Origin of the sequence: Roseiflexus castenholzii DSM 13941, assembly GCF_000017805.1 — a bacterium.
Lineage (GTDB): Bacteria > Chloroflexota > Chloroflexia > Chloroflexales > Roseiflexaceae > Roseiflexus > Roseiflexus castenholzii.
Genome location: NC_009767.1, coordinates 1,652,257 through 1,673,294, shown reverse-complemented (window position 1 = coordinate 1,673,294; position 21,038 = coordinate 1,652,257). Strand labels below are relative to the sequence as shown.

Annotated in this window: 20 protein-coding genes; 13 read left to right on the top strand and 7 right to left on the bottom strand. The window is 60.0% G+C overall.

The window, feature by feature from the left end:
- Nucleotides 1-10 precede the first annotated feature (10 nt).
- The 11 genes from RCAS_RS06635 (at nt 11) to RCAS_RS26175 (ending at nt 11,095) form a co-directional block, all read left to right on the top strand.
- Nucleotides 11-1,036, top strand: a complete 1,026-nt coding sequence (locus tag RCAS_RS06635) for a Gfo/Idh/MocA family protein (RefSeq protein ID WP_083760286.1) — start codon at nt 11-13, stop codon at nt 1,034-1,036.
- A gap of 613 nt (nt 1,037-1,649) precedes the next feature.
- Nucleotides 1,650-2,459, top strand: coding sequence for a class I SAM-dependent DNA methyltransferase (locus tag RCAS_RS06630; RefSeq protein ID WP_012119825.1), 810 nt, complete (start codon nt 1,650-1,652; stop codon nt 2,457-2,459).
- 6 nt (nt 2,460-2,465) lie between these two features.
- Nucleotides 2,466-3,428 (top strand): asparaginase, encoded by a 963-nt coding sequence (locus RCAS_RS06625; RefSeq protein WP_012119824.1) that lies wholly within the window; start codon nt 2,466-2,468, stop codon nt 3,426-3,428.
- Nucleotides 3,429-3,442: 14 nt separating this feature from the next.
- Nucleotides 3,443-4,210 (top strand): type III pantothenate kinase, encoded by a 768-nt coding sequence (locus tag RCAS_RS06620; protein WP_012119823.1) that lies wholly within the window; start codon nt 3,443-3,445, stop codon nt 4,208-4,210.
- Entirely contained in the window at nt 4,207-4,923 is a 717-nt protein-coding gene (locus tag RCAS_RS06615) for a ubiquinone/menaquinone biosynthesis methyltransferase (protein ID WP_012119822.1), read from the top strand. Before RCAS_RS06620 ends, RCAS_RS06615 begins: the two co-directional genes overlap by 4 nt.
- 16 nt (nt 4,924-4,939) lie before the next feature.
- The gene (locus tag RCAS_RS06610) at nt 4,940-5,833 is read left to right on the top strand and encodes a DUF4230 domain-containing protein (protein ID WP_012119821.1); all 894 of its coding nucleotides are present in this window, start codon (nt 4,940-4,942) and stop codon (nt 5,831-5,833) included.
- Nucleotides 5,834-6,016: 183 nt separating this feature from the next.
- Nucleotides 6,017-7,000: a DNA methyltransferase gene (locus RCAS_RS23840; RefSeq protein ID WP_198136014.1), complete on the top strand. Its 984-nt coding sequence runs from the start codon at nt 6,017-6,019 to the stop codon at nt 6,998-7,000.
- Between the two features lie 60 nt (nt 7,001-7,060).
- A complete protein-coding gene (locus tag RCAS_RS24960) occupies nt 7,061-7,471 on the top strand; it encodes a hypothetical protein (RefSeq protein WP_012119819.1) in 411 nt (136 codons plus the stop codon).
- An 83-nt stretch (nt 7,472-7,554) separates the two neighbouring features.
- The gene (era, locus tag RCAS_RS06600) at nt 7,555-8,904 is read left to right on the top strand and encodes a GTPase Era (RefSeq protein ID WP_012119818.1); all 1,350 of its coding nucleotides are present in this window, start codon (nt 7,555-7,557) and stop codon (nt 8,902-8,904) included.
- A 13-nt stretch (nt 8,905-8,917) separates the two neighbouring features.
- Nucleotides 8,918-10,351 (top strand): MFS transporter, encoded by a 1,434-nt coding sequence (locus RCAS_RS06595; protein ID WP_012119817.1) that lies wholly within the window; start codon nt 8,918-8,920, stop codon nt 10,349-10,351.
- 405 nt (nt 10,352-10,756) lie between these two features.
- On the top strand, nt 10,757-11,095 hold the full coding sequence (locus RCAS_RS26175) for a transposase (protein WP_049768801.1): 339 nt from the start codon (nt 10,757-10,759) through the stop codon (nt 11,093-11,095).
- On the opposite strand, the gene RCAS_RS26450 is transcribed toward RCAS_RS26175, so the two are convergent.
- Together RCAS_RS26450 and RCAS_RS06585 are read right to left on the bottom strand one after the other, a co-directional pair.
- Nucleotides 11,037-11,243, bottom strand: coding sequence for a transposase (locus RCAS_RS26450; RefSeq protein WP_083760284.1), 207 nt, complete (start codon nt 11,241-11,243; stop codon nt 11,037-11,039). The two genes, RCAS_RS26175 and RCAS_RS26450, sit on opposite strands and share 59 nt — an antisense overlap.
- 91 nt (nt 11,244-11,334) lie before the next feature.
- Entirely contained in the window at nt 11,335-12,492 is a 1,158-nt protein-coding gene (locus RCAS_RS06585) for a glycosyltransferase family 4 protein (RefSeq protein ID WP_012119815.1), read from the bottom strand.
- A gap of 163 nt (nt 12,493-12,655) precedes the next feature.
- Here RCAS_RS06585 and RCAS_RS06580 point away from each other — a divergent pair, with 163 nt between their 5' ends.
- Nucleotides 12,656-13,516: a DUF11 domain-containing protein gene (locus RCAS_RS06580; RefSeq protein ID WP_198136013.1), complete on the top strand. Its 861-nt coding sequence runs from the start codon at nt 12,656-12,658 to the stop codon at nt 13,514-13,516.
- Nucleotides 13,517-13,887: 371 nt separating this feature from the next.
- On the opposite strand, the gene RCAS_RS06575 is transcribed toward RCAS_RS06580, so the two are convergent.
- Nucleotides 13,888-14,904: a polyprenyl synthetase family protein gene (locus RCAS_RS06575; RefSeq protein ID WP_012119813.1), complete on the bottom strand. Its 1,017-nt coding sequence runs from the start codon at nt 14,902-14,904 to the stop codon at nt 13,888-13,890.
- Nucleotides 14,905-15,080: 176 nt separating this feature from the next.
- Between RCAS_RS06575 and RCAS_RS06570 the strand changes: the two genes are divergently transcribed.
- The gene (locus RCAS_RS06570; protein ID WP_012119812.1) at nt 15,081-15,500 is read left to right on the top strand and encodes a BlaI/MecI/CopY family transcriptional regulator; all 420 of its coding nucleotides are present in this window, start codon (nt 15,081-15,083) and stop codon (nt 15,498-15,500) included.
- A gap of 36 nt (nt 15,501-15,536) precedes the next feature.
- On the opposite strand, the gene rimO is transcribed toward RCAS_RS06570, so the two are convergent.
- The 4 genes from rimO to RCAS_RS26170 all read right to left on the bottom strand — a co-directional run bounded on the left by rimO (nt 15,537) and on the right by RCAS_RS26170 (nt 20,205).
- A complete protein-coding gene (gene rimO, locus RCAS_RS06565; protein WP_049768800.1) occupies nt 15,537-16,982 on the bottom strand; it encodes a 30S ribosomal protein S12 methylthiotransferase RimO in 1,446 nt (481 codons plus the stop codon).
- A 3-nt stretch (nt 16,983-16,985) separates the two neighbouring features.
- Entirely contained in the window at nt 16,986-17,483 is a 498-nt protein-coding gene (locus RCAS_RS06560) for a YajQ family cyclic di-GMP-binding protein (RefSeq protein ID WP_012119810.1), read from the bottom strand.
- 14 nt (nt 17,484-17,497) lie between these two features.
- On the bottom strand, nt 17,498-18,298 hold the full coding sequence (locus RCAS_RS06555) for a helix-turn-helix domain-containing protein (protein WP_041330306.1): 801 nt from the start codon (nt 18,296-18,298) through the stop codon (nt 17,498-17,500).
- A gap of 614 nt (nt 18,299-18,912) precedes the next feature.
- Nucleotides 18,913-20,205, bottom strand: coding sequence for a family 16 glycoside hydrolase (locus tag RCAS_RS26170; protein WP_012119808.1), 1,293 nt, complete (start codon nt 20,203-20,205; stop codon nt 18,913-18,915).
- Between the last annotated feature and the right edge of the window lie 833 nt (nt 20,206-21,038).

Below are 21,038 nucleotides of genomic sequence, written 5' to 3'. Positions count from 1 at the left end.
TGGAGGTTCTATGGCTCCCCAACCTGTGCGCACGGTGATGATCGGGTGCGGCGGCATGGCGCGCTATCATCTGCGGAGAATGCATGAACTGCGCGACAGCACGCAGATCGTCGCCGTATGCGAGCCATCGTCATCCGCCTATGACGCCGCCGCTGCGCTCTTCGAGCAGGCAGGCGTTGCGCCGCCCCCCAATGAGCCGGACCTGGAGAAACTGCTTGCCGATTATCGCGGCAAACTCGACGCAGCATTCATCATCACGCCGCATGTCTACCACCACAACCAGGCGCAAGCGTGCATGGAAGCCGGTCTTGATGTGCTGCTCGAAAAGCCAATGGTCATGAACGCCGACGAAGCTCGCAGCCTGATCGAAACCCGTGACCGCACCAAACGATTGCTGGTGGTCGCTTTCCCGGGAAGCCTCTCACCGAATGTGCGCACCGCCGTCGCACTGCTACGCTCCGGCGCATTCGGGCGTCTCCTGACGATCAGCGGCGTCGTCTGGCAGAACTGGGGACCGATGACCGTTGGCACGTGGCGACAGCAACCGGAACTGTCCGGCGGCGGATTTCTGTTCGACACCGGCGCCCACCTGCTCAACACGGTCGTTGATCTGGCTGGCGAAGAGGTCGCGGAAGTTGCGGCATACCTGGACAACCGGGGGCGCCCGGTCGAAACGCTGGGGGCAGTGATCGCGCGGTTGCGTTCCGGGGCGCTGATAACGCTCCATGCCTGCGGCGAAGCCATTCCATCGTGCCATTCGGATGTGCGGGTCTTCTGCGAACGCGCCATTCTCTACACCGGCGTTTGGGGCGAGCGGCTCGAAGTGCAGTACCACGGCGATAAGCCGCCCGCCGCGATCCCCGTGCCCGAATCGCGCGGCGTTTGGGAACAATTCCTGGCAGTGCGCGCCGGAAAGCAGGAGAACCCATGCCCGCCGGAAGTCGGTTTGCGCATGGCGCAGTTGTGGGACGCGATCAAGGCATCGGCGGCGCAGGGAGGCACGCCGGTGCATTTGCGCCTAAGGGACACGGATTGACGCGGATACCCCGGACTCACACGGATCTGTTCGTGGAAAGCCTTCGATCTGTGGGAGTCCGTCTCACTCCGTGTGATACCAATTACGATTGACGATGCCGCATGCTTGTCATTCCGAGCCCTTCGCTTCGATCAGGGTAAACGCAGCGAGGAATCTGCGCGGGTCGCGCACGACCCCTCGCGCTGCTCGGGGTGACCATGCCGGATGGTCACCGGTCATTGGTAAGAGAGGCGCGAGGCGCGGGGCGCGAGGCGTGAGGCGTGAGGCGAGAGGCGTGAGGCGTGAGGCGTGAGGTGTGGGGGGCGAGGGGAGAGGCGCGAGGTGATACCAAGGACGCTTGCAGATGCCGCATGCGTGTCATTCCGAGCGCAGCGACTGGTCATTCCGAGCCCTTCGCTTCGCTCAGGGTAAACGCAGCGCGGAATCTGCGCGGGACGCGCACGACCCCTCGCGCGGCTCGGGATGACCATGCCGGATGGTCACCGGTCATTGGTATAACCGTTCCAGTGCAGGTTCGTCTGCATGGTGTCGGGTGGTGGTAACGGTCATCATCAGGGCGCAGTATGGTACAATGACGGCGGTTAGAAACAGATGAAAGCGTTTCGACCAAAGCATGCCCGACGAGACATCCGATATCTATTGCGCCTACGCGCCGTTCTATGATGGAAGCGGTCAGATTCGCTTTGCAATACTCTTCGCTCACTACCTGTTGGGCGACATCCTGCCGCGTCACCCGGTTGCAGGGCGGCGGGCGCTCGATCTCGCATGCGGGACGGGAACGCTGGCGCTGATCCTTGCCGATGCGGGCTGGCTCGTCGTCGGCGTGGACCGCTCCCCGGCAATGATCGCCATTGCGGGCAACCGCGCGCAATCGGTGGATACGGCGGTTCGTCCGCACTTTATCGAAGCGGATATGCGCTGGTTGTGGCGGGAGATGCCACATACCACCGACGAGGCAACCGAGACTCTGCGACGAGGTTCCTTCGATCTGGTCACCTGCACGTATGATAGTCTCAATTACATGCTGACTGAAGAAGACCTGGCGGCGTGCTTTTCGACGGCGGCAGAAGCGCTGGCGCCGGAAGGCTTGTTCGTGGCGGATATGAACACGCGCCACTTCCTTGAGCACGATTGGGGCGAAGTGGAGATTATTGAACGACCGGGATTTATTCAGGTCAATCGGAGCCGGTTCGATCCGGCGACGAATTGCTCAACGATGCGCCTGATCGGGTTTGTCGGCGATGACCACAGCGGGTACGAACGATTCGAGGAGATACACATCGAGCGCGCCTATCCGCCGGAAACCGTCGCAATGTTGATCGGCGCCGCCGGGTTGAGTGTCGAAGCGGTGTATGATTGTTTCACCACACAACCGATTGGTGAGCGCACGCAACGCATCGCCTGGATTGCACGGAAACGGTAGGTTTGTGTGAAGAAAGTCATCGTTGTCACAACCGGCGGCGGTATCGCCTTCAAGCGCAACCCGGCAACCGGCGCCCTGGTTCCGGTCGACGGTGAAGATATCATCGCCCAACTGACGCATAGCGGCATCACGATCGAATTCAACGAATTCAGCAGTCTGCCGGGCAGCCACTTCACACCGGTGCAGGGTCTCGAACTCGCGCGGCACATCGATGCCCTGCTGCGCGATGAGACGGTTACAGGCGTGGTGGTGACCCACGGCACCGATACGCTTGAAGAGACGGCATATCTTCTCGATCTGACGATCAACCACCAGAAACCGGTTGTCGTGACCGGATCGGCGCGCTCTGCAACGATGCCCGGATACGATGGACTGCACAATCTTGCCAGCGCCATTCGGGTTGCGGCTGCCACAGAAACGCGCGAAACCGGCGTGCTTGTCGTGTTTGCCGGGCAGATTTTTGCTGCGGCTGACGCACAAAAAACATATGCGCATTCCGTTGAGGCGTTTGCCGCACCGGGATCGGGACCACTGGGCTGGATCGTCGCCGACCGTATCTGGATGCGCCATCGACCGGCGCAGCGGATGTACATTCCCTGCGCACACCTGGAAGAGCGCGTTGACCTGATCACACCCGGACAGGGAAGTGACGACCGCCTGCTGCGCCACGCTATCGCCGACCGTGTTGCCGGCATTGTGATCGAAGCGTTTGGCAGCGGTCGCATGCCGCCCTGGTGGCTGCCCGCAATCCAGGAAGCCACTGCGCAACGCATTATGGTGGCAATCGCGCCATGCACCGGTAGCGGCGCGCTTCACGATGAGTATGGCTATGTCGGCGCCTATCACGACTTGGAGCGTTTGGGTGTGCTCTTTGCGCACTATCTGAACGGTCGTAAAGCGCGGATCAAACTGATGCTGGCGTTGGGCGCGGTACGTCGCCCGGAAGATGTGCGGGTCTGGTTTCCGTAGACCAATGGTGCGCTATGCTGTTGACTATCGATATCGGCAACACCAACATCAAAATCGGCGCCTATCAGGGAGAACGTCTCACCGCGCACTGGCGCGTGACGACCGAACGACACCGACTGGCGGATGAGTATCTGGTGCTGTTGCACAATCTGTTTGACCTTGGCGGAATCGATCCCCGACACATCGATGGGTGCGCCATTTCGTGCGTCGTGCCGCCGCTGACCGGCGAGTTTCGCGCGCTGTGTCACAAGTATTTCCGCGTCGATCCGCTGATGGTGAATGCGTCCACGCCGACCGGGTTGCAGTACAAAGTCGACGCGCCCGCCGAACTTGGCGCCGACCGCATCGCCAACTCACTGGCTGCCTTCCGGCGGTACGGCGGTCCGGTCATTGTGCTGGCGTTCGGCACGGCAACGACATTCGATGTCATTACCGCCACCGGCGAGTATATCGGTGGCGCGATTGCGCCCGGCATCGGCATTTCCGCCGATGCGCTCTTTCGCCTGGCGGCAAAACTCTATCAGGTCGAACTGGTGCGCCCGCCAAAGGTGATTGGCACCAATACCATCCATCACATGCAGTCGGGCGTCATTCTCGGGTATGCCGGTCTGGTCGAAGGTCTGGTGCGCCGGATGCAGGCGGAACTGGGGACATCCTGCCCGGTGGTGGCGACGGGCGGGCTGGCGGAGTTGATCGCTGCCGAAACCGAAGCCATTACGACAGTCGAGCCGTATCTGACATTGGATGGATTACGACTGATTTACGAGATGAATCGACAATGAATACGAATGTCCTGCCTCCACCCGACCAGAAAGCCGAGTATGTCGAGCGGATGTTCAGCCGGATCGCCTCCGGCTACGATACCATGAATGGCATCATGACCCTGGGGTTGGACCGGGGATGGCGCACGGCAACGGTGGCGTTGGCGGCGCCGCCGAGTTGCGGGCGAGCGCTTGATATTGGCACCGGCACCGGCGATTTTCTGGTCGAACTGGCACAGTGGATGCCAGACGGTCTGGCGGTTGGGGTGGATTTCACTCTCCCGATGATGCGCGCCGGTCTGCCAAAGATCGCCGGGCAACGCGCTGTTTTTGTGGCGGGTGACGCCTTGGCGCTGCCGTTTGACGATGAGAGTTTCGATGCGATTACGACCGGCTTCACGCTGCGGAATGTGACCGACATCGCTGCTGCTTTTCGCGAAATGTGGCGCGTGGCGCGCGTCGGCGGAACAGTCGCCTGCCTGGAAGTTGCGCGTCCGCGCCAACCGTTGCTGCGGTTCGGGCATTGGGTCTACTTCCAGCGGATTGTGCCGCTGATGGCGCGCGCGCTTGGCGCCGATCCCGAAGCCTACACCTATCTGCCACAATCGGCGCGCGTCTTTCCGCCGCCCGACGAACTGGCGCAGATCATGCGCGAGGCGGGCTGGAGCGACGTAACCTACCGTCTGGTGGGGCTGGGCGCCGCCGCCATTCATACCGGCATCAAACGCGGATGACGCGCCGGAGGGGATCATGCCTCACTACGACGACGATCCAGAAGAAGAATCGTCCCCACCCCGTCGTCGGGTGGTGCGCCGGGATGAACTGATGCGCGCGCCACGCCGCGAGTCGCTCATGGCGCGCCGGTTGCGGCGCGCACGCGGCGAAGAAGTCGATGACGACCTGGATGAACCCTATGTTCCGCTCGATGTGGAAAGAACCGTTCCCTACGGTATTCCGATGGTCAGCGGGGGATGCGCAGCAACGGCGCTGTACGTCGCGCTCGGCGCAATCACAGTTGTTGTGCTTCTGATGCTCTTCTGGCAGCAGATTGTGGCAGCGTTCGTCCCCAACGTGCCGCAGCAAGTGGTGCAACTGATCGCCACACCGACGCCAACCATCCGCGACTGGGGCGGCGCTATTCAGCAGATGAAGAACCTCAACCGCCTGGAGACACAACGGTTTTCGATTGAACGGGTTGTCGAAGCCTCGACGGCGCGGGGCGATGCGCTCGATATGTTCCTCGGCGAACGATTGCTGCTGATTGCCAGCGGCGACGTGGTGGCCGGCGTCGATCTGAGCAAACTGACCGACCGCGACGTGATCATTTCGCCCGACGGCGCGAGCGTGACGCTGACGCTGCCTGCTTCCGAGATTTTCAGTGCGCGCCTCGACAACGAACGCACCCGCGTCTACGACCGACAGACGCGTCTGATCACCCAACTGACCGGCGGGCAGAACCCGAACCTGGAAACGCAGGCGCGACAGGAGGCGGAACGCCAGATTCTGGCGGCAGCCTGCGAAAATGGTATCATGCAGCGCGCAGCCGAAGAAGCGAAACGCTCGATGGAACAGTTTCTCCGCCTGCTCGAATTTGAGAATGTCACCGTCATTGCAACGGCGGGAGCATGTGTCATCGAAGATTAAGGAACATACAAGAAACAATGCTGAGTCCACGGCACAAAGGCTTAACCACCAAGGACACGAAGCGCACGAAGGTTGAAAAAATGAAGCGCCTTTCCTTTGTGTCCCTTTGTGACCTTCGTGGTTGCTTTTTGCAGTGAAGTCAGTACTGCAATTGATGTCATTCACCATCGTAGCAGGCGAGCCATGGAGAACCAAAACATCTTCAAATCAGGAAATGTAACCATCTATCACGGTGATGTCGCCGAACTCTATCAGGAATGGCCAACCCCCGATGTCATTATTTCTGATGGCGCCTACGGTGTGTCAGGATTTAAGGGCGATGCCAGAGAGCCTTCGGAACTGAAAACGTGGTATCGTCGTCATATTCAAGCATGGTCACGCTACGCCAGGCCCGGAACGACTCTCTGGTTCTGGAACACCGAAATAGGTTGGGCGACGGTGCATCCCATTCTTGATGAATATGGCTGGGAGTATGCAGGTTGTAATATCTGGAACAAGGGAATCCAACATATCGCCGGCAATTGTAATCTGCCGGTTCTGAAAAGTTTTCCAATCGTTACAGAGGTTTGTGTTCAATATGTGCGACGTGCAGAGTTTTATTGCGACGGAAAAACGCTAAATCTAAAAGAATGGCTCAGGAAAGAATGGGATAGAACCGGACTGCCAATTTATAAAACGAATGAAGCATGTGGAGTGGTAAATGCCGCTTCGAGAAAATATTTCACTAAGGACCACTTATGGTATGCTCTTCCGCCTGAAATCTTTATTCGGATGGTTTCCTATGCTAATGAATATGGAGACTCAAAGGGACGACCTTACTTCTCTTTTGATGGCAAAAGACCTGCTAACCAGCAAGAGTACGAAAAAATATTTCCAACATTTAAAGGAAAATACGGGATAACGAATGTATGGAATCACCCTCCTCTTCATAATCGGGAAAGAGTGAGGTTTCCCGGATCAAGTAAGTATGCACACCTCAATCAAAAGCCTGTTAATTTAATGGAATTGATCATTGAATCTTCTTCAAATCTGGGAGATGTCATATGGGAACCATTTGGCGGTCTCTGTACGGCAGGTCTTGTCGCTTACCTTACATCTCGCACTGCTTACTGTGCTGAGATTGATGATCATATATATGATGGCTATTTCTCGTCTGAAAGAGTGTGAGCAGCAAGAGAAACAGCAATCCTTTCTTCTGGAAGATCTCATGTCCTATGAGGCATTCCGATGACGAACAATCCGCCAGAGATGACGAACAATCCTCCGGAGAGGAAATTCCCAGATTCTAACTGGGAATATTTTTCAGTCTGGGAAACAATAAGATCACTCCTGCTTTCTATCCCTAATCATTTTCAAACTGACTTGTCAATTAGAGGGATCAATGCAACCGAGATATTCTCGATAGGACCGGTATTTTCCAGTATTTTGGAATCGCAAATTCCCGAAACCCTCAACGGACTGAGAAATGTATGGGACAAAGATAATAAACATCCGTCATTTATGTTTATTAGAAGATCACAAGCCTTCCCTGATGTTTTGCTCGTCGATACCATAACTGAAAAAATCACCTTCGGAGTAGAACTTAAGTCCTGGTACGTGCTCAGTAAAGAGGGCGAGCCGAGTTTTAGAATATCTTAATTCTACAACTTATTGAAGATTTATGGAAGGATGGCTCAAATGGATAAACCTGCTCGTCATGTTCTGGTAAAGATTCGACGCCTATGATCACCCTGTCCTATAACCCGGACGCCGGATCGCTCTCATGGCGCTTTGTGGATACCGCCGAAGAGGACGCAACGCTCGAAGGCGAGTGCGATGCGACCCTGCTGCTCGATCCACAGGGTCAGGTGGTTGGTGTCGAGCTGGCGCTCGACGATGAGATTGCCGACGATGACCTGGCGCCGGCGCTGGCGCACCCGCAGGTGTCGTTCGATGCCGCAGCGCGCACACTGACCGTCAATCTCGTCGGTGAGGAACCGGCGTCGGTGCAACCGCTGGAGGAGCCGGCCATCCTCGATTTCGATCCAGACGAGCGGTTGCTGGCGTTCGAGGTGCTGCCGGCCGATGAGTTCAATCTGGATCAGCGCCTGGAACGCCTGGCGCCCTTCTTGATCGAACGCGAAGAAGAGCATGCCGACGAAGCGGAAGAAACTATCCTGCCCCCCGCAACCCGCCCCGTTCTGCCCGAAGGTCCGCACCGCTCCGGGTTTGTTGCGCTGGTCGGGCGCCCGAACGTCGGCAAGTCTACGCTGCTCAACGCACTGCTGGGGCAGAAAGTCGCCATTGTGTCGCCCAAGCCACAGACGACGCGCACCGCCATTCGCGGCATCCTGACCCGCCCCGACGCGCAGATTGTGTTCGTCGACACCCCCGGCATCCACGAGCCGCGCAACCGTCTTGGCGCCTATATGGTCAAACAGGCACGGCGCGCCATTCCCGACGCCGATGTGGTGTGCATGGTGGTGGACATCACGCGCCCGCCGGGGAGCCTTGATGAGCGCATTGCGGCGCTGGTGCGCAAGGCGTCGGCACGACGCATCCTGGTGCTCAACAAGATCGATCTGCGCACAAAACGCGGCAGCGACAATCTTCAGGCGTACCGCGCACTGGCGCCGTGGGATATGGAAGTCGCCGTGTCGGCGCTGCGCGGTCATGGCCTCGATGCGCTGGTGGACGAAATCGTGCGCCTGCTGCCCGAAGGTCCGCCGCTCTATCCCGAGGGGCAGGTGACCGACCTGAGCGAACGTGAGATCGCCGCCGAACTGGTGCGCGAGCAGGTGTTGCGCTACACGCAGCACGAAGTGCCGCACAGCGTGGCGGTCGAAATCGAAGAGTGGGAAGAGAAAGAGAACGTTACCTACATTCGGATGACCATCCTGGTCGAGCGGGAGACGCAAAAAGCCATTCTGATCGGCGCCGGCGGCGGTATGCTCAAGAAAATCGGCAGCGGCGCGCGCCAGGCCATCGAGGAGATGCTGGAACGTCCCGTCTACCTCGATCTGTGGGTCAAAGCACGCGAACACTGGCGTGACGACCCGAGCGCACTTCGCTGGCTCGGCTACACTGAATAGAAAGCATTTCTCGATGGAACGCAAATGGTGGGCGCTGCTGGCAGTGGCAACCGGCGTATTCATGAGCACCATCGACGGCTCAATCGTCAACATTGCGCTCAAAACGTTGCAGGATTCGTTTGGCGCCGGGTTGCACGAAGTCGAATGGGTGGTGCTGGCATATCTGTTGGGGATCACCTGCCTGCTGCCGAGCATGGGGCGGCTGGGTGATATGATCGGTAAGCGGAGCGTGTATCTGATCGGCTTTGTCGTATTCACCATCAGTTCGGCGTTGTGTGGGCTGTCGTGGAACATCAACGCGCTAATCGGTTTTCGCGTGCTGCAAGCCATTGGCGCCGCAATGATTCAAGGGGTTGGCGCAGCACTGCTGGTGGAAGCCTTCCCGCCTTCACAGCGCGGTCAGGCGCTTGGCTATATCGGCACGGCAGTTGCCGCCGGCATTCTGACCGGTCCGGTATTGGGCAGAGCGCTGATCAGCGCGGTCGGCTGGCAGGCGATTTTCTATGTCAATATTCCGATCGGCATCGGCGCCATTGCGCTGGCGGTGCGCGCATTGCCTACCGACCGCATCCGCACGACGCAGACATTCGATCTCGTCGGCGCAGGGTTGCTGGGCATCGGGCTGCTGCTCGTGCTGCTGGCGCTCACCGAGGGGCAGGTATGGGGCTTCACGGACTGGCGCACGCTGGCGGCGCTGGGGAGCGGCGGCGCGTTGCTGGTCGGCTTTGTGTGGTGGGAATACCGCGCCACAGCGCCGATGATCGACCTGCGCCTGTTCCGCGCGCCAGCGTTTAGTTTCAGTCTGATCGCCGCATTCCTGATCTTCCTGGCAGGCGCGTTCAACTTCCTCCTGATCCCCTACTACCTTCAGAAGGCGCTCGGCTACTCGCCGCAAACGACGGGGCTGACCCTGATCGCCTCGCCGCTGGTGCTCTCGCTCGTGTCGCCGATCAGTGGACGACTGTCGGACCGGTTCGGCGCGCGCTGGTTGGGGATTATCGGGCTGGCGCTGACCACCGCCGGTCTGTTGAGCATGACGACACTGACCACCCAGAGCGCGCAAATGGATGTTGTGTTGCGCCTGATGGTGATCGGCGCCGGGTTTGGTCTCTTCCAGTCGCCGAACAACAGCCTGATCATGGGGAGCGTGCCGCGCGCCAATCTCGGTGTTGCGGGCAGTTTGCTGGCAGTGATGCGCACCCTGGGGCAAACGACCGGAGTCGCCATTGCGGGCGCTATCTGGGCAACGCGCGTGATCGCAGCCGCCGGGCAGTCGTATGAACCGGTGACCGATGCGCCGCCATTTGCGCTGGTCGCCGGCTTGCACGACGCCATGCTGGTTGCAGCGTTCCTGGCAGCCATTGCAATCGTGCCGACTCTGGTGCGCGGGCAGCCATCGGGGGAACAGCAGCGCGAAGCGGTGCAGCAGGCGCAGACGCGGGGATAATACCAATGACCGGTGACCATCCGGCATGGTCACCCCGAGCAGCGCGAGGGGTCTTGCGCGTCCCGCTTAGATTCCTCGCTGCGCTCGGAATGACCCGTCGCTGCGCTCGGAATGACCCGTCGCTGCGCTCGGAATGACCCGTCGCTGCGCTCGGAATGACACGCATGTGGCATCGTCAATCGTCATTGGTATTATCCGTGGGCATCCGTCCCGACTCGTGGCGATCCGTGTGCTCCACCAATAGGACGCGGATGCGACGGATTGGCGCGGATGGGTTCTTCTTCTACCAATGACCGGTGACCATCCGGCATGGTCACCCCGAGCAGCGCGAGGGGTCGTGCGCGTCCCGCTCAGATTCCGCGCTGCGTTTACCCTGAGCGAAGCGAAGGGCTCGGAATGACACGCATGCGGCATCGTCAATCGTCATTGGGAGAGTTCGCCAAGGCGTACCCCGACAGATTCAACATCCTGTTGATGGACAACGCCGACGCCCATACTGCGCAGTCGTTACGGATACCCGAGAACATTGGGCTGCTGTTCCAACCACCGCGATGCCCCGAGCTCAATCCTGCCGAGCGCGTCTGGCAGGACTTGCGAAGCAAGCTCGCCTGGCAGCGCTTCGCCCATATCGAGGCGCTTGAAGACGATCTGATTGCCCAGCTGGCACAGTACCGCCCGGCTGCCCTCAAATCCCTGGCCGGATACCCCTATCTCGTCCAGGCCTACCATGCGGCCTGTCTATAATCGTTTGGTATCGGCTTGGCATGTCGGCCCAAGCGGCGCCGGTGCGCATGACCCAGAGGATGCCGTTCATCACCTCGCGTGGATGGCGGCGTGGGCGGACTCGGCCGTCGGTTCGACGAAGCGGGGGGGATAAGCGGGGCGATGAGATTCCACTGTTCGTCCGTCAAGTCCATGCTGTAGTCACCTCTCCACCCAGATGACTATATGTTACCATTTTTGAGACGACTTCTAGTCATGCGCTACCCCCGCGCGTTGCGCAACCCGTGGTACAACTCCTCGTGCTGACGAGCGATCACTTCCCAGGAAAACCGTCCTGCCAGCGCCGCGCCCCCGGCGCTCAGACGCTCCCGCAGCACCGGATCATGCGCCAGTCGCTCAATGGCGGCAGCGAGCGCCGCGGGATCATCAGGCGGCGTCAGCACCACATGCGTTTGATCACAAAGTGATGCGCTTCCCGGCGTCGTGATCGTCGGAACGCCGTGCGCCAGCATTGCCAGCAGGCTACCGCGCCGAAAGGAAGCGCCGTCAGTAAAGGGCAGCGCCGCCAGGTCCGCCGCCAGCAGGTGCGCCGACACCGTCGCTTCGTCGCAATATCCGGTGATCGTCACCCGCTCGTTCATGCGAAGCGCAGTGATCTGCCGCTGCACCTCCTCCGCATACATGCGATCCTGCGGCGCTGTCGCCTCGCCGCCGATCACGAGCAGGCGAAACGTCTCCGGCAGACGCGCCAGCGCCTCGATGAGCGTGTTCACCCCTTTGCTCCGTGAAATCAACCCAAAATAGGCAATTAGCATCATCTCCGGCGCGATCCCCAGGCGTGCGCGCCATTCCTGGCGATCCCAGCCCGGCGGCGGCGCAACCGCAACGTTGGCGCCAATTGGGATCACCGCCAGCGAGTGATGTCCCTGCCCCGCTCCCCACCGCCGCAGTTGCGCCTCGTCCGCGTCGTTCGTCGCCACCACAGCATCGCTGTCGAGCATCAGCCGTTGTGTCACCCAATCGCGGAGCGGACCCGCCTTCGGGAACAGGTAGGGCGGCAACAGATCGTGCGCAGTCACGACGAGACGCGGACGGTTCGCCTCCAGGCGCAGTCGCCAGGGGAGGAAGTTGATCGCCGGATGCATCCCATATGCGCCCGTCTGATATTGAAGATGCAGCACATCCGGCTTCAGATCGTTCAGTGCTCGGCGCACGACCCGCCAGCAGCGCCAGTCCCATTGGCGCAGCGGCAACCGGACGACGCGCACCGGCTGCCGATCATCCGCGCCGTCTGCGATGCCGGTCAACACCGTCACTGCATGACCACGCTGAAGCAACGCCATCCCCAGATTGCGGGTGTAATCGCCGACGCCGCCGGGTAGAGGAGGATATTCGGCGCTGAGCAACACAATGTTCATATCCAGAGCATCATCTGAGAGCGAATTGTCATAAACGCGCTGTTATGGCGCCGCACAATCGGTGCTATGATACATCCACGGATGGTGTTGTGCATGTTTGTGGCTTATGATGCACTGTCATCGAACGGGCGCGCTGCGCGTGTCCTCTAGAAGAAAGGCTCTCATGATGTCAGCGGCGCGTCATTCTGCCGGACACCGGTTGGTCGGATTCTGCATAACGACTCTGCTCCTCTGCCTGGCAATCATCGCACACGGCGTTACCGCTGCCGATCAGGGTGAAGCGTCGCAAACGCCAACATCAACACCCACACCGGAGCACACCACTCTCGCGATCGGATCGGCGCCGTTAACATTGACCAAGACCGCCTCAACCGATGCAGTGCTGCCAGGTCAATCGTTTACCTACACATTGCGCATCACCAGCAACCGCGATCAGGCGCGTATCGAAGTGCGCGATATGCTGGATCGCGGGGTTGAGGTCATCGGCATCGAGAGTGCGTCGGGGGCGTGCACCGGGACGGGGATGATCATGTGCACGGTGCAGGTGACGGCGCAGGAACCGGCGACGATTCTGATCACTGTGCGCGCATCCGCCACGGTTGCCCCCAACTCTTTGCTGATTGGGCAGGCACTGGCTCAAGACGACCGGGATTTTACCGCTGCGTCAGAGCGGGTGGCGGTGCGTGTCGTCGCACCGCCGCCTTCGATGTCTGCACCGGTCGCTACGCTTCCACCATCCCCTGAAGCGCCGTCCGCTGATGCGGCGCTGCCTCCTGATGCGCCAGAGTCACGCGCTGCATTGCGCACAGGCGCCGTGCTTTCTCGTGCGCCACGTCCAACCGCCACAATCTTTCCGCCTCCGGTTACAGCGCCGCTCTCGCGCGCTGCCAGCGCCATGGTCGGCGCCACTGATCCGGAATCGGCAGCCCCCATCGATGCACCGACACAAGCGCCAGCAGCGGCGCCGCATATAGGATCATATGCAGCGTCGTGGCTGGACCTGGTGACGACTGTCAACCCTTGACTGGGAGGTCCTCAATCCCCCGGGCGCCTGTGGGGAAAAAGGCAGAGACGCCCCACCCTGCGCCCCATGCGGATACGCTATTGTCGCGCGTCCCCGTAATACCGATCACATGTGACCATCCGGCATGGTCACCCCGAGCAGAGCAAGGGGTCGTGCGCGACCCGCTCAGATTCCGCGCTGCGTTTACCCTGAGCGAAGCGAAGGGCGCGGCATGACCCGTCGCTGCGCGCGGAATGACCAGCATGCGGCATCGTCAATCGTCATTGGTATAAGCGCCACAGCGGGCGGACACATGGAACCCGCCCCGACGATAGCGGGAGGCGTGGGACGTCGGCGTGCCCGGATGGAACCGCAACCGACGGGCGCCGGACTCACGCGCGCCTGCCGAGCAGACTCGTGGCGATGGCGCGCAATTCCTCGAGCGCCGTTGCATCGCCCTGAACGCGATCAAGCGCCGCAAACGCCTCGCCGTGATAGGCGGCGGCGGTTGTTTCGGCGTACACACGCGACCCGGCAGCATCGAGAATCGCCAATACCTGACGCACGGAGTCATTATCGAGCGCCGCCTGCGCATACAGACTCTTCAAAAATGCCCGATCCGGCGATGTCGTCAGCGCGTGGATCACCGGCAGGCTGATCTTGCGCCGGTGCAGGTCCGCCGCGAACGGCTTACCGGTCACCGCCGGGTCGCCCCAGATTCCCAGCACATCATCCTCGATCTGAAACGCCAGCCCGAGGGCGCGCCCAAAGTCGAACAGCGCCTGGATCGTCTCTTCATCGGCGCCGCCAACGAGCGCGCCAAGTTCCGCCGATGCCGCGATCAGCGCTGCGGTCTTGCGTTCAATCATCGCCAGGTACGCACTCTCGTCGATCTGGAGATTTCCTTCATAGCTCAGATCGAGAAACTGTCCTTCACAGATCGTCAGGATGGTCTCATCAAAGCGTCGCAGCACATCAAGAACCGTTGCCGGGGGCACGCCGGTCAATGACAGACGATGAAGCGCCAGGTGCGCAATTGTAAACATTCCGTCACCCGTATTGATCCCCTGCGCCAGCCCCCACAATTTCCAGACTGTCGGGCGGCCACGCCGGGTATCGCTCTGATCCTGAATATCATCGTGGATCAGCGAAAAGTCGTGGAGCAATTGAATTGCCGCCGCCAGCGGCAGCGCATCACGCGGATCACCGCCAACGACGCGGCAACTCAGCAGGCAGAGACGCGGACGCAATAGTTTGCCTGGAGCGAACGACGCTGGCTGCAAGTCTTCATCGCGCCATCCCAGGTGATACTCCTGCATGGCATAGAATCGCGCCACGCGCTCATCCGCCTGCGGAAACGCCGCGCGCATCGCAGCCTCGATTGCCGTTCGCTCATCTGCGTGCTTCATAGGTGTCATCCTGCCGTAATCTTATGTAACCAGTCGGTAATCCGCTGCTCTTGAGGTTTGCGCGCGGCGTTAGTACACTGCATATGAGTAGAGCGCACCCGCTATCGTCAGTACTTTATCGGCGCTCGTCGGCACTGCCCGTAGCGCCACTAACGCCACCGAAAGGAGTAGCGTCGATGCCGCTGAACATGCGCTTTCGCTTCAGCCCGACCAAGGATGGACTCGTCAAGGTGCTCGGACCGCTCGAGACGGACATCATGCAGATTATCTGGCAGGATGAGCGCAGCACAGTCAAGAAAGTCCATCGCAAACTGTCACAGCAACGTGAGATCGCCTACACCACGGTGATGACGACCATGAGCCGCCTTGCCGAGAAGGGTGTACTGCGCCGCCATCGCGAAGGGCTGGCCTATGTGTACACGCCGGCGATCACCGAGTCGGATTTCGTCACGATGGTGGTGCAGCAGGTGCTCGACGGTTTGCTCGACGACTACAGCACGACTGCCATCGATTACATGATCGACTATCTCGCGCGGCGAAACCCCAAAGAACTGCGGCGCATCCAGCAGACCATCCAGGCGCGTATTGCCGCTTGAAGAGAAGAAGAGGATTGTGAATGATAGCCGGGCGCTCTATCCAACGCTCTGGATGCACTTCACAATCCTCTCTTCACCGTCGAGCACGCCGACGACATCGCCCCACAGGTCATAATCGAGCGCCTGTGTCACGCGCACATCGACGAATGTGCCAGGAGTTGCTGCGCCCCAGAACAACACCTGTCCATCGACTTCAGGCGCATCACGGAACGACCGACCGACGCTCAACATCCGCCCATCGTCGGTCTGCCCCTGACCCTCAACCAGCACACGCACGACGCGCCCGAGCCAGCGCCGGTTGCGTTCGCGCGAGATTCGCTGCTGAAGCCGCATGATCTCATGCCAGCGACGCTCGATGATCCGAGGCGCCAACTGATCGGGCAAAGCGGCGGCCGGCGTTCCCGGTTCGCGTGAATAGCGGAACACGCCGACCCGATCAAACTGCACATCCTCGAGGAACGCCAGCAGCGCCCGAAACTCAGTGTTGGTCTCGCCGGGAAAACCGACGATGAACGTCGAGCGAATGGCGATGTCGGGTATTGCCGCGCGCAGGTCATCGATCAACCGCCGGGTGCGATCCGTGTCAGGCGGGCGCCGCATCCGGCGCAGCGTCTCTGGATGCGCGTGCTGGAGCGGCATATCCAGATAATGGCAGATCTGCGGATGGCGCGCCATGGTTGCGATCAGGCGCTCACCGATCCCGTGCGGGTAAGCGTACATCAAGCGCACCCAGACATTCTCCGGCAGCACAGCGCAGATCTCGTCGAGCAGGATCGCCAGACCATCCTTCAGTCCCAGATCACGCCCATAATCGGTCAGATGCTGCGCCACCAGCACAATCTCCTTCACGCCCGCCGCTGCCAGTTCCTGCGCTTCACCGAGGATCGCCCCTATGGCTTTGGAGCGCATATCGCCCTTGAACGACGGAATGGTGCAGAACGCACAACGCAGATTGCACCCATCGGAAATCTTCAGATATGCCGAAGGACCGACGGCGCGGCGGCGGATCGGCGCCGTGCGCCAGTCGGCGTAGGCGCCTGGCACGCTCAGGTCGTGCGGAGCAGGAGATGGAACACCGGCGCTGGTGAGCGGAATGATCTCGCGCGCGGAGGCAGCATTGAGCGGCGCCATCGTCGCCGCGGGCTGAAATGTCTCAACCACCTCAGCAATGCGCGTCCATTCGCGCGTACCGAGAGTCGCATCGACTCCTGGCGTGGCTGCAACGATTGCGCGATGACTTTCCGCCATACAACCGGCAGCCACCAGGCGCTGCTCGGGCGTTTTGCACGCAGCGACATCGCGCAGCACCGCCAGCGTTTCTTCCCGCGCCGCTGCAATAAACGAGCAGGTATTGACAATCACGACATCGGCATCATCGGCGCTTGCAGCGAGCGTATGCCCCTGCGCTGCCAGAATGCCGCTCATACCCTCGCTATCGACCTGATTTTTGGGGCACCCAAGGGTGATAATATGAACTTTCATCATTCAACGATAGTTGGTAAACTGAAGCGGAATATCAAATTCATCCTGACGTTCTTTCACCAGACGAATCACCGCCTGCAACTCATCACGACTTTTGCTCCCAACGCGCAAGGCATCCCCCTGAATACGCGGTTGCACTTTCGGAAAATGATCGCGAATGAGTTTCGCCAATTTTTTTGCCACATCTTCAGGAATGCCGCGCTGTAATGTTGCAACCTGCCGCACCCGACCGCCGCTCACTTCCTGAACCGGACCGAACTTAAAGATCTTAATCGAAAGATTGCGCCGCAGCGCTTTCGTCTGAACCAGATCGCGCACTGCGGCAAGATGCATCTCCGATTCGGTCGTTATGGTCAGTTCCTTCTCACTCAAAACAATCTCGGTTTTAGTGTCTTTCAAATCATATCGCGTGGCAACCTCACGCCGCGCCTGATCAATGGCGTTGACCAATTCCTGACGCTCGAAATCGGAGACAATATCGAATGTGCTTTCAGCAGGCATCGGACACCTCCCGCTTACGGCGGCCACTCAAAGGTCACCACTTCGCCGGGGCGCGTGCCAAGGCGGCGTTCCTGATCGTTAATCACGACCGTCACAACCGCCGCATTGCCGGCACGCACCGACACTGAGCGGCGGGCGGTAAAGCGCACCGAACGACCCGGCGCCAGCACCCGCCGAAAGACCGATTCACCATCGGTTTTGATCTCCAGCCACGAGCCAGGATTATCACCCGGATCGATCCGCACCTCGAGCACAATCGGCGCCTCTGGCTCCTGTGTCGACGTTGGTGATGGTTCGATCACTCCCCCAGCCACAGCAACCGTCGCTGTTGCCGGAATAATGATCGGCACGGGCGTCGCTTCTGGCAACGCCGTTGGCAGCGGGCTTGGCGCAGGAGGTATCGTCGCCGTTGGAATGGTGGCGAGTTGCGCATTTTCACCAATCCGATTCGTGGCGCTCAACACCAGATATGTCACCCCAACCAGCGCCAGCACCACAAAAAAGACGCCGACCAGACTCGGCGCAATACACCCGCGCACACGAGGATTCGACGTTGCCGGAACGATGCGGATCGGGTCGGTGCGTCCGCGTTCATAGCGGTACAGATCGATTAACTCGTCTGCCGATAAGCCGAGGAACGCGGCATAGTTGCGAATAAAGCCACGAACGTACACATCGCCGGGAAGATTCTGATAATCGCCGTCCTCGAGCGCCACGAGGTACCGCTGCAGAATGCGGGTTTCAGCAGCAGCCTGTGAGAGGCTGATGCCCTGGCTTTCGCGAGCTGCGCGCAGCCGCTCGCCCAGTTGGCTCATAGCATTCTCCTGGAGCCTGGCGTGCACAGGCGCGTTCATCGGACGCCTATTATAAATGAAAGCGCGCGATGCGGCAACCGCGCGCTTTTCCAGGAGAAGGAAACAAACACGTATGGCGCTGATTATACCAATGACCGGTGACCATCCGGCATGGTCACCCCGAGCCGCGCGAGGGGTCGTGCGCAACTCGCGCCGATTCCGCGCTGCGCTCGGAATGACAAGTCGCTGCGCTCGGAATGACAAGTCGCTGCGCTCGGAATGACAAGAATGCGGCATCTTCAATCGTAAACGGGTATGGCGCTGATTATACCAATGACCGGTGACCATCCGGCATGGTCACCCCGAGCCGCGCGAGGGGTCGTGCGCGACTCGCGCCGATTCCGCGCTGTGCGCGGTCAGATTCCTCGCTGCGCTCGGAATGACAAGTCGCTGCGCTCGGAATGACAAGAATGCGGCATCTTCAATCGTAAACGGGTATGGCGCTGATTATACCAATGACCGGTGACCATCCGGCATGGTCACCCCGAGCCGCGCGAGGGGTCGTGCGCGACTCGCGCCGATTCCGCGCTGCGCTCGGAATGACAAGAATGCGGAATCTTCAATCGTCATTGGTATTATTTCACGAGCGTGACCATCACATTGTCGAATTCGGCGCCCGCTTCGGTGCTGAAGTTTTCCAGGTAGAGCGCCGCCTGACCGCGGGTGATGCTGGTATCGGTGAACGTTTGCACCTCAACGCCGTTCACACTGAAGATAATCCGATCCCCCTCCGCCCTCAACGACACCCGGTTGACCTTCCCCGGCTTGACAGCAGGGCTGCTGATCGGCTCGCGCAGCGTCGTCCAACGATCATTGACCGATACAAAACACCCATACTGATTACCGCCATCGATCCAGCAGGTATAGTAATTCCGCGTGTTGTTCGGGTTGCCGACGCCATAGCGCACGGCGACCCCGGCGCGCGAATTGCCCTGGATCAACACATCCGCGCTCACTTCCATGTCGTTTGCCGCAGTGACATCCGGCGCCGTCAGGTAGTACAGGTCGGGGTCGCTGAGCGTAATGCGATAGACGCCACCCTCGATCGACGCCTGAAGACTTGTCGAGTTGTCAATCACCCATTTGCCTTCGTCGCGGGTGAAATCGAACGCGAAGCGCTGAACCGACTCGCCGCCCGACAGTGGCACAGCCGGGTCGATGACATAGGATTGCAGAATGGCATCGAGCGAGGGTTTCAGGTCATTGAATTGTTCCCTGGGTATGCCAAACGTCAGCAGCGATACTTTATCCACATCGCGGTAGACGAATGTGTTTGCCAGCAATGGGGCTTCAACGCCACCGCTTGCCTGCGCGGTGTAGCTCCAGATAATCTGTACGCCGCCGCTGCGCAGTTTTTCCGGTGGATCCATCGAGAAGTTTTTCTCATCCTTGAACAGCTCGACAAATGCAGTGGCACGCTCCACCAGATCGTCCTGGGTCAACGCTTCCTGCGTCTCGGTGATGGCGAGGATGATTAGCGCATTTTCCGCAGCGTCCATCCACAGATAAAGCAGATTGGTTTCATTCGAGTCTTGCTCCAGATTCCAACCCGCCGGCACATCGATGCTGAAAAGACCGCCTGGATGATCGAACGTTTCGAGCCGGTCGATTGTCACCGGGATAATCTCCCCGCCGCCTGTCCCCGTTGGTCCCGACGGCGTCGTGGGCGCGATGGTCGGCTTTGGGCGCGCCGTTGGCGCAGCGGTCGGCAAGGGCGTCGACGTTGGGCGGGGCGTAGAGGTCGGACGGGGCGTGGAAGTCGGGCGCGGTTCGGGTGTGGCGGTTGGATTTGCGCCGATTGAGACACTGCATCCGGTCAGCGTAAGCGCCAGAATCCCAATCAGAGCGAAGCGGCGTAAGCAGTGCATCGATAAGGACCTTTCTGCCTGGCACGGACAGTCCGCAAAGCATCGCATACGGGATGCCTCTTTCAGACTATCGCGCGCATGCTTACGCCAATTGTAGCATGGCACGGCGTCACTGAGAAGCGCCAAAATAATACCAATTCCCTGTGACCATCCGGCATGGTCACCCCGAGCCGCGCGAGGGGTCGCGCGCGACCCGCTCAGATTCCTCGCTGCGTTTACCCTGAGCGAAGCGAAGGGCTCGGAATGACACGCATGCGGCATCTTCAATGTCATTGGTATAACTCGAGGGCGGCGCGACGCATCAGGACCTGGAGCGCCGTATCAATCCGCAGGCTTTGCAGGTAGAACCGAGCGCTGAGCACTGAGTATTGAGAGCCGGGAACGACGGCGAGTCCCATCCGCGCGCATCCGTCGCAATCCGTGGCTATCTGCGCGCGCGCTCACCATGCTCCTGAGCGGAAGGCGGGCATTGCCGGCACACCGCGCGACGATCCATCGTACTGTGCAGTATCACGCTGCTTTCCACAGGCTTTGCTTTGCAGGTAGAACCGAGCGCTGAGCACTAAGTATTGAGAGCCGGAAACGACGGCGAGTCCCATCCGCGCGCATCCGTCGCAATCCGTGGCTATCTGCGCGCGCGCTCACCATGCTCCTGAGCGGAAGGCGGGCATTGCCGGCACACCGCACGACGATCCATCGTACTGTTCGGCAGCATATCAGACAATCACAACCATTTTGAGAGAAAGATGTCATCTGGCTGTCATATAAGCGGCTAGGTAGTATCACGCTGATTTTCGTAGGCTTTGCAGGTAGAACCGAGCGCTGAGCACTGA